The sequence below is a fragment of the Streptomyces sp. NPDC002088 genome, from assembly GCF_040296605.1.
Taxonomy (GTDB): domain Bacteria; phylum Actinomycetota; class Actinomycetes; order Streptomycetales; family Streptomycetaceae; genus Streptomyces.
Genome location: NZ_JBEOXO010000033.1, coordinates 20,804 through 35,336, shown reverse-complemented (window position 1 = coordinate 35,336; position 14,533 = coordinate 20,804). Strand labels below are relative to the sequence as shown.

At 72.7% G+C, this 14,533-nt stretch carries 12 protein-coding genes; 3 read left to right on the top strand and 9 right to left on the bottom strand.

Translation table 11 applies throughout. The annotated features are described in order from the left end of the window. Positions 1-76: 76 nt before the first annotated feature. The 5 genes from ABT114_RS42860 to ABT114_RS42840 all read right to left on the bottom strand — a co-directional run bounded on the left by ABT114_RS42860 (position 77) and on the right by ABT114_RS42840 (position 7,057). Positions 77-3,037 (bottom strand): helix-turn-helix transcriptional regulator, encoded by a 2,961-nt coding sequence (locus ABT114_RS42860; protein WP_351150466.1) that lies wholly within the window; start codon positions 3,035-3,037, stop codon positions 77-79. Positions 3,038-3,094: 57 nt separating this feature from the next. After that, complete coding sequence (locus ABT114_RS42855) at positions 3,095-3,445, bottom strand: UBP-type zinc finger domain-containing protein (RefSeq protein ID WP_351150464.1); 351 nt, start codon at positions 3,443-3,445, stop codon at positions 3,095-3,097. Then, positions 3,442-4,902 carry an ATP-binding protein gene (locus tag ABT114_RS42850; RefSeq protein WP_351150462.1) on the bottom strand — a complete coding sequence of 487 codons (1,461 nt, stop codon included), beginning with the start codon at positions 4,900-4,902 and terminating at the stop codon, positions 3,442-3,444. Before ABT114_RS42850 ends, ABT114_RS42855 begins: the two co-directional genes overlap by 4 nt. Further along, positions 4,899-6,575 (bottom strand): NAD(P)/FAD-dependent oxidoreductase, encoded by a 1,677-nt coding sequence (locus tag ABT114_RS42845; RefSeq protein ID WP_351150460.1) that lies wholly within the window; start codon positions 6,573-6,575, stop codon positions 4,899-4,901. Before ABT114_RS42845 ends, ABT114_RS42850 begins: the two co-directional genes overlap by 4 nt. A 128-nt stretch (positions 6,576-6,703) precedes the next feature. Beyond that, positions 6,704-7,057 (bottom strand): VOC family protein, encoded by a 354-nt coding sequence (locus ABT114_RS42840; protein ID WP_351150457.1) that lies wholly within the window; start codon positions 7,055-7,057, stop codon positions 6,704-6,706. A 64-nt stretch (positions 7,058-7,121) separates the two neighbouring features. Between ABT114_RS42840 and ABT114_RS42835 the strand changes: the two genes are divergently transcribed. Then, positions 7,122-7,994: a universal stress protein gene (locus tag ABT114_RS42835; protein WP_351150454.1), complete on the top strand. Its 873-nt coding sequence runs from the start codon at positions 7,122-7,124 to the stop codon at positions 7,992-7,994. Position 7,995: 1 nt separating this feature from the next. Here ABT114_RS42835 and ABT114_RS42830 read toward each other — a convergent pair whose 3' ends face one another. The 4 genes from ABT114_RS42830 to ABT114_RS42815 form a co-directional block, all read right to left on the bottom strand. Beyond that, complete coding sequence (locus ABT114_RS42830) at positions 7,996-9,231, bottom strand: DUF4032 domain-containing protein (protein WP_351150452.1); 1,236 nt, start codon at positions 9,229-9,231, stop codon at positions 7,996-7,998. A gap of 58 nt (positions 9,232-9,289) precedes the next feature. After that, the gene (locus ABT114_RS42825) at positions 9,290-10,036 is read right to left on the bottom strand and encodes an MBL fold metallo-hydrolase (RefSeq protein ID WP_351150450.1); all 747 of its coding nucleotides are present in this window, start codon (positions 10,034-10,036) and stop codon (positions 9,290-9,292) included. A 49-nt stretch (positions 10,037-10,085) separates the two neighbouring features. Then, the gene (locus ABT114_RS42820) at positions 10,086-11,288 is read right to left on the bottom strand and encodes an acyltransferase family protein (RefSeq protein ID WP_351150448.1); all 1,203 of its coding nucleotides are present in this window, start codon (positions 11,286-11,288) and stop codon (positions 10,086-10,088) included. Between the two features lie 94 nt (positions 11,289-11,382). Then, a complete protein-coding gene (locus ABT114_RS42815) occupies positions 11,383-12,012 on the bottom strand; it encodes an alpha-ketoglutarate-dependent dioxygenase AlkB (protein WP_351150445.1) in 630 nt (209 codons plus the stop codon). 163 nt (positions 12,013-12,175) lie between these two features. Between ABT114_RS42815 and ABT114_RS42810 the strand changes: the two genes are divergently transcribed. Both ABT114_RS42810 and ABT114_RS42805 read left to right on the top strand, forming a co-directional pair. Then, positions 12,176-12,820: a TetR/AcrR family transcriptional regulator gene (locus ABT114_RS42810; RefSeq protein ID WP_351150443.1), complete on the top strand. Its 645-nt coding sequence runs from the start codon at positions 12,176-12,178 to the stop codon at positions 12,818-12,820. Between the two features lie 17 nt (positions 12,821-12,837). Then, positions 12,838-14,511 carry an FAD-binding dehydrogenase gene (locus tag ABT114_RS42805; protein WP_351150589.1) on the top strand — a complete coding sequence of 558 codons (1,674 nt, stop codon included), beginning with the start codon at positions 12,838-12,840 and terminating at the stop codon, positions 14,509-14,511. Positions 14,512-14,533 lie beyond the last annotated feature (22 nt).

Here is a 14,533-nt window from a genome sequence, read left to right as displayed (position 1 = left end):
GCGGGCGGGGCACCCTCCGTGAGCGTGCGAGGTGTATCCGCGTGGCGGTTCACCCCCTCCCGGAGGGGCGTGCGGCTCAGCCGGAAGCGCTCGGGTCCGGTGCGATCAGCCCCTCCCGGTACGCGATCGCCACCGCCTCCGTACGGCTCGCGGCGCCCAGCTTGGCGAGGATGTTGGAGACATGGACGCTCGCCGTCTTGCCGGTGATGAACAGCTCCTCGCCGATCTGGCGGTTGCTGCGGCCGAGCGCGAGAAGGCGCAGCACGTCCTGCTCCCGCGCGGTCAGCGGTGGCACACGCTCCTCGCCGGGCGCGGTGTCCGTGAGCCGGCCCCGGCGGGTCAGCGCGTCGATCCGCTCCAGCAGCGGTACCGCTCCCAGCGCGACAGCCGTGGGACGGGCCGCGCGCAGCTGCCCCGCCGCTTCCCCGCGCCGCTCCACGGCCAGCAGGGCCTCGGCGTACCGCAGCCGGCACCGGGCCTGCTCGTAGGTGTCGCCGTACCCGAACGCGGCGACCACCTTCTCCCAGGCCGCCGGGTCCGGTCCCGACTCCACCGAAGCCCACTCCGCCTCGGCGCGGGCCAGCCACGCCTGCCCCTCCGGACCCTGCGGACGGCCCTCCTCGTCCCGCTCCGCGGAGGCGCGCGCCTGCTCCACCAACTCGGCCGCGGTGTCCGTCCAGCGGCACAGCTCGCGCACGTTCCCCGCGCGGCGCAGCTCGGCGGTCCGGTCGGCGATCGCCGCGAGACAGAGGGCGGCGAGCCGGACCGCGACGTCGGGCCGCCGCCCCGAGTCGTCGCCGAGCGCCGTGAGCGCCGCCCGCATCCGCTCCACGGCCGCTTCCGGGTCGCCGCGCAGTGCGGCGCTGTCGGTCAGGACGATGCCGGCGACGAGCGTGCCCATCCAGTTGAACGGGCCGTCCATCAGGGCGTGCGCCCGCTCGGCGGTCCCGAAGTCGCCCCGGGCCACCGCCACGTACAGCGCGGGCCCCGCCGCGAAGGCGCCCGTGGCGGGCAGCACGGCCTCGGCGTCGGCCGCCGCACGCAGGCACTCGTCCCAGCGGCCGAGCGTGTACATCGCCAGCAGCTGGAGGTAGCGCATCCCCAGCGGATAGGACGAGGACAGCAGCCCGGACCGGCGGGCCCGCTCCAGGGCCTCGGCCAGCAGCGGCAGACACGCCTCCAGGTCGCCGGACTCGAAACGGCTGATGGACTGGTTGAACAGCGCGCGCATCTCCACGGGACCGTGCCCGGCGGACCGGGCCAGCTCCCGGGCCCGCCGTAGCCGCTCCTGACCCTCCGCGGACCGCCGGCCGCCTCCTTCGAGATTGGCCAGGGAGATCAGCAGGTCGGCCTGGGCATCGGGCATGCCCAGTTCCTCCGCGACGCGCAGGGCACGGTGGGCGATGCGCAGGGCCGTCTCGTCCGCGCCGAGCTGACGAGCCGCCATCACGTGCGTGGCCGCCGCCCACACCCAGGTCCGGGACGGCGGCTCGGCGGGTATCAGCGCCAGCGCCTCGCTGCTGTAGCGGAAGGCGGCCTGCAGCCGGTCCACGGTGAGCAGGTTTCCGGCAAGGGTGTAGCGGATCCGGGCGGCGAGCGCCGAGTCGGCGTCCTGGCCGACCCAGGCGAGGGCGGCCCGGGTGAGGGAGACCGCCCGATGAGAGTCCCCGGCGTGCGCGGCCGCGGCGGAGGCGCGCAGCGTCAGCGTGACCGGGTCGACTCCGGTGGCGGCCGGCCGTGCCTCGGGCGGCACGGAGGACCACAGATCCAGGGCGGCCTCCAGATGCCGCAGCTCCTCGGCCGGGGCGCCCAGCCGCTGGGCGTGGTCGGCGGCCTCCAGCGAGGCGGCCAGCGCCTCGGGCAGGTCGTGGCTCTCGCGGTAGTGGTGGGCGCGCTCGGCCGCGGTCTCCGCGGTGCGTCCGCGCGCGGCCAGCAGCCGGGCGTAGGCGCCGTGCAGCCGTGCCCGTTCACCGGGCAGCAGATCGGCGTACACCGCCTCGCGGGCAAGCGCGTGCCGGAAGGCGTACGTGTCCCCGTCCCCGGCGACGAGGAGCTGGTGCCCGACGGCCTCGCGCAACGCCGACTCCAGCTCGTCCTCGGGCAGCCCGACCGCGTCGCTCAGCAGGTCGTGCTCGACACGGCGCCCGGCCACCGCGGCGGTGCGCAGCACCAGTTGCGCGGTCTCGGACAGCTGCTCGACGCGGATGAGGAGGACGTCGGCCAGGCCGCTGGGCACGCCGTCGGCCTGCGCGTCGGTCGCCGCGAGCAGCTCCTCCGCGTAGAAGGCGTTGCCCTCGGCGCGCTCCACGATCCCGCGGACCGTGGCGTCGGGCAGCAGACGGTCCTGCCGGGCGCGTACCAGCCGGGCGACCTCCGTGTCGGTCAGGGGCCGCAGCTCCAGTCGCTCGACGGAGGGCAGCCGCACCAGTTCGGCCAGCAGCGGGCGCAGAGGGTGGCGGCGGTGCAGGTCGTCGGCGCGGTACGACGCGAACACCGCGAGGCGGTGGGTGGGCGCACCGCCGGCGGGGCGTTGGAGGAGGCCGCGGCTGAGCAGGAACCGCAGCAGGTCCCGGGAGGACTGGTCGGCCCAGTGCAGGTCCTCCACGACGAGCAGCAGGGGAGCGGTCCTCGCCAGGTCGGCCAGCAGCGCCGCGACCCCCTCGAAGAGCCTCAGCCGCCCGCCCGCGTCCCCGGCGGCGTCCGTCCCCGCGCCCAGCAGCCGGTCCACCACGGGATGCGCGGACAGCACCGCCGCGAACCGCTCGTCGGCGGCCATCGCCCCCAGGATCTCGGTGAACGGCAGATACGGCAGGCCCACGTCACCCAGGTCGACACAGTGACCGGTGAACACGGTCGTCCCGGCCCCGGCCGCCTGCCCGGCGACCTCGTCCAGGACCCGTGTCTTGCCGACCCCGGCGTCCCCGGCGACCAGCACGGCACGGGCGTCACCGGCGCGGGCGCGCTCAAGTACACGGGCGAGGCGGGAGAGTTCCCCCTCCCGGCCGACGAGAGGCGTGGTGAAGACGGTCTGCGGCACGGGTCCATCCTGGCACGCGCCGGTGACAACGCTCGTGCCGCGGCCAGGACGGTGGGCTCAGTTCAGCTTCTCCGCCCAGTTCGCCGGCACCCGCCCCGCCGGCCCCGGAGTGGGCTGGTTTGCGGGGTGGCTCTCCGGCGGCGCGAGCTGAGGCCCGGACTCGTACAACTCGTTCGTCTCGTAGTTCCAGAACCAGTCCTCGCCCGGCTCGAAACTGCGCACCAGGGGATGCCCGGTCGCCTTGAAGTGCGCCGTGGCGTGCTGGGCGGGGGAGGAGTCGCAGCAGCCGACGTGGCCGCACTCCGTGCACCGCCGCAGATGGAACCACCAGCCGCCGGCCGCATCGCACTCGACGCAGCCGGTACCGCTCGGCGGGACGCTCGTGTTGATGCTGGCGTCGCTGCTCATGCCGCCTCCTCTGGGATGCTGTCGGGGTCCGCCGCCGTGAGCGGGAGGAGAACCCGGAACCGGGTGTCGCCCGGTACGGACTCGACCTCGATGCTGCCGTGGTGCTTGTTGACGACGATCCGCCAGGAGATGTCCAGGCCCAGTCCCGTGCCCTCGCCCACCGGCTTGGTCGTGAAGAACGGGTCGAAGATGCGGCCGCGGATCTCCGGCGGTACCCCGGTCCCCGTGTCCTGGAACTCCACCACCAACTGGTCGTTCTTCAACGCGGTCCGGACAGTCAACGTCCCCTCGCCGCCGGCGCTGTTGACGGCGGAGACCGCGTTGTCGATCAGGTTGGTCCACACCTGGTTGAGCTCCGCCGGGTACGCCGGGATCCGCGGAAGCGTACGGTCGAACTCCTTCACGACCTTGATCCGCTCCCCGATCTTCCCCGAGAGCATCAGGAGGGTGCTGTCGAGGAGTTCGTGCACGTCGGCGACCTGGTAGGGGGCGCGGTCGAGCTGTGAGTACTGCTTGGCGGCGTCCACGAGGTGCGAGATGCGGGTGGTGGAGTCCTCGATCTCGTCCATCAACAGTTCGGTCTCGACGGTGTAGTTGAGCCAGCCCACCGCGCCCGGCAGGATCTCCTCGTCCACGGCCGCCGCGACCTGGTCCAGCCAGTCGACGTCGAGGCCGGCCTGCACGAAGGTGGGCGCGAGCCGCCAGCCGTCCGGGATGCCGTGGTCGTCGAGCCAGTCGGTGACCACGTCCTCCCGGTCCGAGGCCTCCAGCGGGCTCAACGTGGGTGCCTTGGCGACGCGTTCGGCGGTGCGCTCCTGGACCTCGATGAGGTTCGCCAGCGCCTCGCGCGGATACGGACCCGACGAGATCACGCTGAGCTTGTGCCGCATCTTCGCCACCCGCTCGCGCAGCGTCGCCGTGGCCCGTACCGCCGCTGCGGCGGGGTTGTTGAGCTCGTGCGTGAGTCCGGCGGACAACGAGCCCAGCGCCAGCAGCCGTTCGCGCTGCCCGACGGCCCGCTGCATGCTCTTCGACCCGAAGAACAGCCCCTCCAGCAGATGGACCGCCATGGGGAACCACTCCTGCATGATGCTCGCGAACGTCTCCGCGGACAGCACGAAGAACCGCGTCGGCTCCGTGACACGCATCGAGTTGATGTAGACCTGCCGCACCCGGTCGCCGAGATAGGCCTGCATGGCCCCCGAGTACACCCCGCGCTGTGAGGTCCGGCCGACCTCCACGTCGTCGCCGGCGACCCGGTGGGACAGCACGACCGTGCCCTCGATCATCACGTAGAAGCAGGTGGCGGGCTCGCCCTCGGTGTACACGGGACCGGGCTCGAACCTCTCCACCCGCCCCGTGCTGCACAACCGGCCGAGCTGCTCCGGGGTGAGCTTCTCGAACAGGAACAGCGAACCTATCTCCTGCGGGCAGCACGGCATCACCTGACCGCTCATGACTGCTCCAGGTACCGGTGGACGAGCATCACGGCCATGGCTCCCTCTCCGACAGCGGACGCGACGCGTTTCGCGGACTCGGCGCGCGCGTCGCCCGCTACGAACACGCCGGGAATGTTGGTCTCCAGGTGGTACGGCGGCCGGTCCAGCTCCCAGTCCGCCGGTGGCCGCCCGTCCGGGGTGAGGTCGGGGCCCGCCAGGATGAACCCGTGCTCGTCCCGCAGCACCGTGCCGTCCAGCCAGCCGGTCAGCGGCGCCGCGCCGATGAACACGAACATCCACTGCGCGTCGACCAGTTCGGTCCGGCCGGTGTCCATGTCGCGCAGCGTGAGCTGCTCCAGGTGGTCGGAGCCGTGCGCGGACTCGACGACGGTACGCGCGCGTACCGAGATGTTCGGTGCCTCGCTGATCTGCTGGATCAGGTAGTACGACATCGACGCGGACAGGTCGGAGCCGCGCACCAGCAGAGTCACCGACTTGGCGCCCCGCGCCAGGTACATGGCCGCCTGCCCGGCCGAATTGGCGCCGCCGACGATGTACACGTCGTGCCCCTGGCAGGATGCCGCCTCGGTCAGCGCCGACCCGTAGAACACCCCGCACCCGGTCAGGTCGTTGCAACCCGGCGCCTCCAGCTGCCGGTACGACACGCCGGTCGCCAGGATCACACTGTGCGCGGCGACCGCCGACCCGTCCGAGAACCGCACCGTCCGCGCGGCACCGTTGACCTCCAGCCCCGTCACCTCGCGCGCGGTGAGGATCTCGGCGCCGAACTTCGCCGCCTGCCGCCGGGCCCGCTCGGTGAGCTGCGCGCCCGACACGCCGTCCGGGAAGCCGAGGTAGTTCTCGATCCGCGAGCTCTGCCCGGCCTGCCCGCCGGTCGCCGACCGCTCCACGAGCACGGTCCGCAGCCCCTCCGAGGCCCCGTACACCGCGGCACCCAGCCCCGCGGGCCCACCGCCGATCACGACGAGGTCGTAGAAGTCGGCCGCCGGTGTCGTCGCCAGCCCCACCCGCGCGGCCAGCTCGGGCGCCTCCGGCTCGACCAGCGGCACCCCGTCCGGGGTGATCACCAGTGGCAGTCGCTGACCGTCCTGCCCGGCCGCCGCCAGCAGCCGCTGCCCCTCGGGCTCCTCGGCCGAGTACCAGCGGTACGGCACCTGGTTGCGGGCCAGGAACTCCCGCACGTCGGACGAGCGCGCCGACCAGCGGTGGCCGACCACCTTGGTGCTGGGCACCGGCCGGAAGTCGCTGCAGCGCCACGCCTCCAGCAGATCGTCCAGCACCGGATAGAGCTTCTCCTCCGGCGGATCCCACGGTTTGAGCAGATAGTGGTCGAGATCGACGATGTTGATCGCGTCGATCGCGGCGCCGGTGTCCGCGTACGCGGTCAGCAGTATTCGCCGCGCGCCCGGATACACGTCCAGGGCCTGTTCCAGGAACTCGATGCCGTTCATCTGCGGCATGCGGTAGTCGGCCAGGATCACGGCCACGAGGTCGCCGCGCAGCTTCAGCTCGCGCAGCGCGTCCAGCGCGGACTCGCCGGACTCCGCGCGCACGATCCGGTACGACTCGCCGTAGCGCCGCCTGAGGTCCCGGGCGACGGCACGGGAGACTCCCGGGTCGTCGTCCACGGTCAAGATGACGGTCCGCGCTGCCTCGGCGGCCTGTGCCATACGTCTCCCACCCCGAGTGGTCGGATGTGCGGCACGGCGCCTCCGTCGCCGCCGCGCCGACTCCCGCCCATCGTATGTTCGATCGTCCCGCTTCGCTCGGGTATGCGGCACAGGCCGGCCGGACGCCGTCAGGGCCGACGCTCACCCAGGACGCAGAACTCGTTGCCCTCCGGGTCCGTGAGCGACACCCACGGCTGTTCGCCCTGGCCCACGTCCGCGTGCCGGGCGCCCAGGGACAGCAGGCGTTCCACCTCGGCGCGCTGGTCCTCGGGGCGGAAGTCGAGGTGCAGCCGGTTCTTGACGGACTTGGCCTCCGGGACCGGCACGAACAGTAACCCCGGCAGGCGCTCGGGCGTCGGGCGGATCTCGTACTCGTCGGGGGAGTCGTTCACCACCGCCCAGCCCAGCGCCTCGGCCCACCAGCGCCCCAGGGCCTCCGGATCGGCCGCGTCCACGATCACCTGTTCCCATTCCAAGGTCATGGAGGCGAGCGTAGTGAAGACTGGGGCTCACGGACCCCGAACGCGACACAGGGAGGCAACGCGCATGACGCGCCCCATCACGGCAGGCGTCGACGGAACGGACGAGAGCCTGGCCGCACTCGCCTGGGCGGCCAGGGAGGCCGTCCGCAGAGGGCTGGCGCTGCGCGTGGTGCACGCCTGGCGGTTCCAGTCGGCCGTGCCGGCCGAGGTGGCCGACCGGGACACGCAGGCGCGCTGGGTGCGGGACGCGGTGGCCGCCGCCGTCCGGACGGTCGCCGAGCGGCACCCGGACCTGGAGCTGTCCACCGACGTTCTGGAAGGCCCCGCGGCCGACACGCTCGTCGCCGCGGCGGCGGACGCCGAGCTGCTGGTGCTGGGCTCGCGCGGGCACGCGGCCGTCGTGGGCTTCCTGCTGGGCTCCGTCGGACAGCAGGTCATCGCCGAGGCCGTACGGCCCGTGGTCCTGGTGCGGGCCGGGGACCAGGCCGCCGCCGAGGCGGGCGGCCGCGAGATCGTCGTGGGGCAGGAGGGCAGCCCGGACGACAGTGCCGAAGCCCTGCGGTTCGCCTTCGAGACGGCGGCGGCCCGTGGTGCCACCGTGCGCGCCGTACGAGCCTGGACGCTGCCGCCGGTGTTCGCCTACAGCCCGGGCTCGCTGAAGCTCCTCGACGACGCCGGGGGCCTGGAGCCGTACGAGAAGCAGGCGCTCGGCGAGGCCCTCGAACCGTGGCGGGCGCGTTTCCCCGGCGTGCCGGTGGTCGAGCACGTGGAGATGGGCAGCGCGGGGCAGGTGCTGCTGTCGGTGACCGGGCGGGCCCAGCTGATGGTGGTCGGACGCCGGGGCCGCCGTACGGCCGTGGGCGCCCGCATCGGCTCGGTCGCGCACGGGGTGCTGCACCACGCGGAGTGCCCGGTCGCCGTCGTCCCGCACGGCTGAGTCACTCGGGCGTCGTCGGCTCCAGTGTCTCGCGCGCCTTGGGGAGGATCTTCTTGATGTAGTCCTCCACGGCCGTGTCCAGACCGATGTCGTGCTGGGCGCGCTCGGACAGGTACCAGCGGTGTTCGAGCAGCTCGTGGTAGATCTCGGCCGGGTCCATCGAGCCGCGCAGGTCGAGTGGTACGGCGCGCACGGTGGGCCGGAACACGTCCCGCACCCACCGGTGGGCGAGCACCTCCGGGCGGGCGGTGAGGGGGTCGCCCGGCGCGTAGTCGTCCTGGGTCGCCATCCAGCTCTCCAGGTCGTTGAGCAGCCGCCGGGCCTGGTTCTCCTCGGTGTCCAGGCCGGTCAGGCGCAGCAGCTGGCGCTGGTGGTGGCCCGCGTCGACGACCTTGGGCACGAAGGTGACCGTGTCGCCGTTGGAGGAGTGCTCGATCTGCATCTCGGCCACGTCGAAACCGAGGTCGTTCAGCCGGCGTATCCGGCGTTCTATGTAGTGGTACTTGCCCGCCGGGTAGACGGAGGTGCGGGTCAGCTCCTGCCACAGGCGCCCGTAGCGGGCGCAGATCTCCATGCCGAACTCGATCGGATCCACGGAGGGGTGCAGCGCCCCGGACGCCTCCAGGTCGAGCAGCTCGCCGCTGATGTTGACCCGGGCGAGGTCGAGGTCGTAGTCGCGCTGCCCGGGGCTCAGCTGCGGGTGCAGGTCGCCGGTCTCCGCGTCCACCAGGTACGCGGCGTAGGCGCCCGCGTCGCGCCGGAAGAGCGTGTTGGACAGGGAGCAGTCGCCCCAGGCGAACCCGGCCAGGTGCAGACGCACCAGCAGCACCGCGAGGGCGTCCATGAGCCGGTGCATGGTCGCCGGGCGCATGGTCGTCTCGAACATCGACCGGTACGGCATCGAGCCGCCGAGGTGCCGGGTGACCAGCACCGGCTCCAGCGGGGCGCCCGCGGCGTCGGCGCGGCCGGTGACCACGGCCAGCGGGTCCACGGCGGGGATGCCCAGCCGGTCGAGGTCGCGCAGCAGCTCGTACTCGCGCAGCGCGGGTCGTTCCGCGAGCTCCTTGACGGCGATCACCTCGTCGCCGGCGCGCGCGTAGCGCACGACGTGGCGGGAGATGCCGCGCGGCAGTGGGACGAGGTACTCCTCCGGCCACTCCTCCAGGGGCACGTCCCAGGGGAGTTCGAGCAGGAGCGCGGGGTGCTCCGGATTGGTGGCGCTGATCTGCAAAGCCATGGCCCGAGCTTAGGCGGGCCGCCGCGTCGCCTGCCCGAGCTGTCCACTTCCTGGCCTGCTAGGCCGCCCGCTCCCGGGCCTGCTGCGCCGCCGCCTTCACCGACCCCTGGTGCACGGGCCCGTGCCCGGGCAGCAGTACGTCGGCGGCCAGGGTTTCGATCACGTTGAGGGACGCCACGGCCCGGGCGCGCTCGTGGTGGAACATGTCCGGCAGCAGCTGCGGCCCCGTGGCACGCGAGGTGGCGTGGCCGCTGACCAGGGCGTCACCGGATACGACGATTCCGGCGTCCGGCAGATGGAAGACGGTGTGCCCGACCGTGTGGCCGGGGGTGTGCACGGGGACGGGCCGGCCGGGCAGGTCCAGCGGGCCCGTGCCCGGGAACGGCTCGGGCGCGGTGACGGGGTGCTGCTCGGTGCCGCCGGAGCGCAGGACGTGCACCATCCAGGGCAGGACGCCCGGCCGCCACGCGTTCCTCAGCACCTCTCCTACGGTCACCTGCTGGAGGAACTCCCGGCGCGCGTGCGGCACTTCGGCCTCGTGCAGGTACACCGGCGTGCCGTGGGTGGCGCGCAGGTACTCGGCGGAGCCCAGGTGGTCGTTGTGCGCGTGGGTGATCAGCACGGCCGCGACCGCCTCCGGCGAACTCCCCACCGCCGCAAGGGACTCCATGACCAGCTGCCGGTCGCCGGGGTAGCCCGTGTCGATCAGGGTGACGGCGTCCCCCTCGGTGAGGATCACCCAGTTGGTGTTGCTGCCGTGCACCAGGTAGGTGCCGTCCGCGACGTGCTGCACATCTGCCCGCATGATCGTCCCGCGTGGTGAGGTCCGTGCCCGATGGGGACAGCAAAGCAGATCACGACGGTGCCCTGCCTGGCGGGGCGGCCCGCATCCCGAACAGGAACCGCGTCAGCCGCGTCCGGCGGACCCCGTACTCGTACAGCACGAGGATCACCGCCAGCGAGCCGGTCACGATCACCGCGTACTTGACCACGATCGGCGCGGGCCATCCGACCACGCCGTAGGCGAACGCGACCACGACCGGCTGGTGCAGCACGTACAGCGGCAGCGCGGCCACGGCGAGGTATGCCGTCACCCGTCGGCGGCTGACGCCTGCCTCCTGGGGTTCGGGTGAGCTGCCTTCGCCTGGGCGACCTTCGCGTGCCCGGTCCAGCAGCCCGAGGATGGCCAGCACCCAGCACCAGCCCGCCGCGCCGAACAGCGCCCGGGTGATCAGCGTGAACGGGGTCCACGCGGTGAACGGGTCGTCCTGCGTGACGAACCCCGGCGCGGTGCCCGCGAACAGCAGGAGTCCCAGCACGCCGACCGGCACGGCGAGGCGGCGCGTGGCGGCGCGGATCCGGTCGTCGTCGGCGAGGGCGTGGCCGTAGAGGAAGAACAGCAGGTACGCCCAGCGGTTCCAGCCCGCGAAGTTCTCCTCCATGCCCAGCAGCGAGTCGATCGCCGCGAGGGGCAGGGCGGGCAGCAGGAGCAGGGCGGGGTGGCGGGCCACGAGGGGGCCGGAGCGCTCCGCGGCGGCCGCGAGGGGTGCGGCGACCGGCGCGAGGAGCAGGCAGAAGGTGAGCAGCAGGACGACGAACCAGAGGTGCCCGGTCTCGAAGTAGCGGCCGGCGAGGACGAAGGGGAAGTCGCCGAGGTCGAGGTGCACGGTGAGAAAGCGGGGCCAGAAGTGCCAGTACGACTCGTGATAGCCGGGGTCGGCGGCCCGCAGCCGCAGCCACTGGGGGAGCGGGTCGAGGGCGAGCGTGGCGAAGACCAGGGGAACGCCCAGGCGCAGCAGGCGCTCGCGGGCGAACCCGCCCGCACCTCGGCGGCGGATCGAGTGCCGCGCGCCGAGCCCGGCGACGAGGAACAGCATGGGCATCGCCCACACCACGCCGAACCCGGCGAGCACGGTGATGGCGTCGGTCGTGTCCGCGTTCTTGACGTAGTAGTCGTCGTCCGGGGAGAAGACCAGGGCCGCGTGGAAGAAGACCAGGCCCACCACGACGAGGGTGCGCAGGGAATCCAGTTCGCCACGCCGTCCCCGCACAGGCATCGCCGGGCCTCCCCCCTGTCCGGCCCAGTGTGGGGGAAGGGGTGCGGGGAGGACAGGGTTCCGTCCGGTCGGTCCCCGCGACCGGGCGTGCGCCTCACTGCACCCCGTGCGGGCGGAACTGCACGCTGATGCGCGGTCCCGCGGCGCGCGCGGTCTTGGGTACGCAGTGCTCCCAGGTGCGCTGGCACGAGCCGCCCATCACGATCAGGTCGCCGTGCCCCAGCGGGCGCCGTACCGTGTCGCCTCCCCCGTGCAGCGGACGCAGCAGCAGGTCGCGGGGTGCGCCCACCGAGAGGATCGCGACCATTGTGTCCTCGCGCGCGCCTCGCCCGATCCGGTCGCCGTGCCAGGCGACGCTGTCCCGGCCGTCGCGGTAGTAGCACAGCCCGGCCGTGGTGAACGGCTCGCCCAGCTCGGCGGCGTAGTGCGCCGAGAGCAGCTCGCGGGCCTCGGTGAGGACCGGGTGAGGCAGCGGGGCGTCGGCGTCGTAGAACGCGAGCAGCCGGGGCACGTCCACGACCTGGTCGTACATCTTCCGTCGCTCGGCACGCCACGGGACCTCGGCCGCCAGTTGTTCGAACAGGGCGTCGGCTCCGGTGAGCCATCCGGGCAGTACGTCGATCCAGGCGCCGTGCCCGAGCTCCGTCCGGCGCATCCCGTCGAGCCTGCCGAGCCGGAGCTCGTCGGTCTGGTCGAAGAGCGAGCCCTGGAGGTGCATGGTCATGGGTCCAGCGTACGCCTTAATCGAATATATGTTCCCATCGATTTTCCCCTGGTTTCCCCTGGTTTCCTCTGGCTTCCCCTGGTGGATTTCGCTGCCACGCACTCAGCATCTTTCGATGCGTTGGTGTATCGGATACATTCGCGTATCGAACGGGGGGTCCGGGATGGCAGCGGCAGCACAGACGACCGGGCGCGTCACCAAGCGCCGCGTCCGCACGCGCGCCAACCTGCTCGACGCCGCCTTCGCGGTGTTCGCAGCCAAGGGCTTCGGGCGGGTCTCGATCGAGGAGGTCTGCGAGGCCGCCGGCTACAGCAGGGGCGCCTTCTACTCGAACTTCGACAGCCTCGACGAGCTGTTCTTCGCCCTCTACCGGCAGCGCGCCGACCTCATCGCCGACCAGGTCGCCGGGGCGCTCGCCCTTGACGGCCCCGACCTCGACGTAGCCGCCGCCGTGGACCGCGTCACCGAGGTGCTCCTCCTCGACCTGGACTGGCTCCTGGTGAAGACGGACTTCCTGGTGCACGCCGCCCGCGACCCGGTCGTGGCGCGGACGCTGCTGGACCACCGGGCCCGGCTGCGGCAGGCCGTCGCCGACCGGCTGGCCCGGGCCCGGGGGCACACCGAACTGCCCGCCGTGCTCGGCGACGTCGACGGCGCCGCCCACGCGGTGGTCGCCGCGTACGACGGAGTCACCACCCAACTGCTGCTGGACAAGGACGTCGAGCGCGCCCGCGCCTGGCTCAAGCAACTGCTCACCGCGCTGCTCACCGACGGCAGCGACAAGCCCGCCGCACACAGCGGCGGATGAGGAAGGAAACGGTCGCCATGGACGCGGACGTCATCGTCGTCGGAGCGGGCCTCGCGGGCCTGGTCGCGGCGCACGAACTCACCAGCCGGGGCAGGCGCGTCGCCCTGGTGGACCAGGAGAACGCCGCCAACCTCGGCGGCCAGGCGTTCTGGTCCTTCGGCGGGCTGTTCCTCGTGGACTCCCCGGAGCAGCGCCGCCTGGGCATCAAGGACTCCTTCGCCCTCGCCTGGAACGACTGGCAGGGCAGCGCGCAGTTCGACCGCTCCGAGGACGAGGACTCCTGGGCGGTGCGCTGGGCGCGCGCCTACGTCGAGTTCGCCGCGGGGGAGAAGCGCTCCTGGCTGGAGGGCCACGGCATCAAGCTGCTGCCCACGGTCGGCTGGGCGGAGCGCGGCGACCTGCGCTCCGACGGACACGGCAACTCCGTACCCCGCTTCCACATCGCCTGGGGAACGGGCACCGGCGTCGTGGAGCCCTTCGCCCGCTACGCCAAGCAGGCCGAGAGCGACGGGCTGCTCACCTTCTACCACCGCCACCAGGTCGACGAGCTCGTCGTCGAGGACGGCGCCGCACGCGGGGTGCGGGGGACCGTCCTGGCCGACGACGACTCGCCCCGCGGTGTGGCCTCCAACCGGGACCCGATCGGGGACTTCCACCTGACCGCCCAGGCCGTCATCGTCACCAGCGGCGGCATCGGCGCCAATCACGACATCGTGCGCCGCTACTGGCCCGAGCGGCTGGGCACGCCCCCGGCCGAGATGGTCACCGGCGTACCGGCGTACGTCGACGGGCGCATGCTCGACATCAGCGCCGGCGCGGGCGTGCGGCTGGTCAACCGCGACCGCATGTGGCACTACACCGAGGGCCTGCAGAACTGGAACCCGGTCTGGCCCGGCCACGGCATCCGGATCCTGCCCGGCCCGTCCTCGCTGTGGTTCGACGCCCTCGGCCGCCGGCTGCCCGACCCGTGCCTGCCCGGCTACGACACCCTCGGCACCCTCAAGCACCTGCGTACCACCGAGGACATCGCCGGCCACGACCACTCCTGGTTCATCCTCACCCAGAAGATCATCGAGAAGGAGTTCGCGCTGTCGGGCTCCGAGCAGAACCCCGACATCACCGCCAAGGACCGCAAGGCGTTCCTGCGGGACCGGGTGCTCGGCAAGGGCGCGCCCGGGCCGGTCACGGACTTCGTGCGGCACGGCGCCGACTTCGTGGTGGCCGACACGCTCGAGCAGCTCGTCGAGAAGATGAACGGGCTGACCGAGAAGCCGCTGCTCGACGCGGCCGAGGTGCGCCGTCAGATCGAGGCCCGCGACCTCCAGGTCGCCAACCCCTACAGCAAGGACTCCCAGATCCAGGGCATCCGCAACGCCCGCCGCTACATCGGCGACCGCCTCGGCCGCGTCGCCACCCCGCACCGCGTGCTCGACCCGGCGGCCGGACCGCTGATCGGCGTCAAGCTGCACATCCTCACCCGCAAGACCCTGGGCGGCATCCAGACCGACCTCGACTCCCGCGCCCTGGGCGCCGACGGCAGCGCGATCGAGGGTCTGTACGCGGCCGGCGAGGTCGCCGGATTCGGCGGCGGCGGCGTCCACGGCTACAACGCCCTGGAGGGCACCTTCCTCGGCGGCTGCCTCTTCTCGGGGCGGGCGGCGGGGCGCGCGGCGGCGAAGCAGACGGCCTGACCCGACCCGACGGCCCGTCTCC

Coding starts and splice junctions, on each gene's coding strand:
- ABT114_RS42855 (WP_351150464.1), bottom strand. CDS start 3,445: ATGAGCAGCGACGCCAGCATCAACACGAGCGTCCCGCCGAGCGGTACC.
- ABT114_RS42810 (WP_351150443.1), top strand. CDS start 12,176: ATGGCAGCGGCAGCACAGACGACCGGGCGCGTCACCAAGCGCCGCGTC.
- ABT114_RS42840 (WP_351150457.1), bottom strand. CDS start 7,057: ATGACCTTGGAATGGGAACAGGTGATCGTGGACGCGGCCGATCCGGAG.
- ABT114_RS42845 (WP_351150460.1), bottom strand. CDS start 6,575: ATGGCACAGGCCGCCGAGGCAGCGCGGACCGTCATCTTGACCGTGGAC.
- ABT114_RS42835 (WP_351150454.1), top strand. CDS start 7,122: ATGACGCGCCCCATCACGGCAGGCGTCGACGGAACGGACGAGAGCCTG.
- ABT114_RS42820 (WP_351150448.1), bottom strand. CDS start 11,288: ATGCCTGTGCGGGGACGGCGTGGCGAACTGGATTCCCTGCGCACCCTC.
- ABT114_RS42825 (WP_351150450.1), bottom strand. CDS start 10,036: ATGCGGGCAGATGTGCAGCACGTCGCGGACGGCACCTACCTGGTGCAC.
- ABT114_RS42815 (WP_351150445.1), bottom strand. CDS start 12,012: ATGACCATGCACCTCCAGGGCTCGCTCTTCGACCAGACCGACGAGCTC.
- ABT114_RS42850 (WP_351150462.1), bottom strand. CDS start 4,902: ATGAGCGGTCAGGTGATGCCGTGCTGCCCGCAGGAGATAGGTTCGCTG.
- ABT114_RS42805 (WP_351150589.1), top strand. CDS start 12,838: ATGGACGCGGACGTCATCGTCGTCGGAGCGGGCCTCGCGGGCCTGGTC.
- ABT114_RS42830 (WP_351150452.1), bottom strand. CDS start 9,231: ATGGCTTTGCAGATCAGCGCCACCAATCCGGAGCACCCCGCGCTCCTG.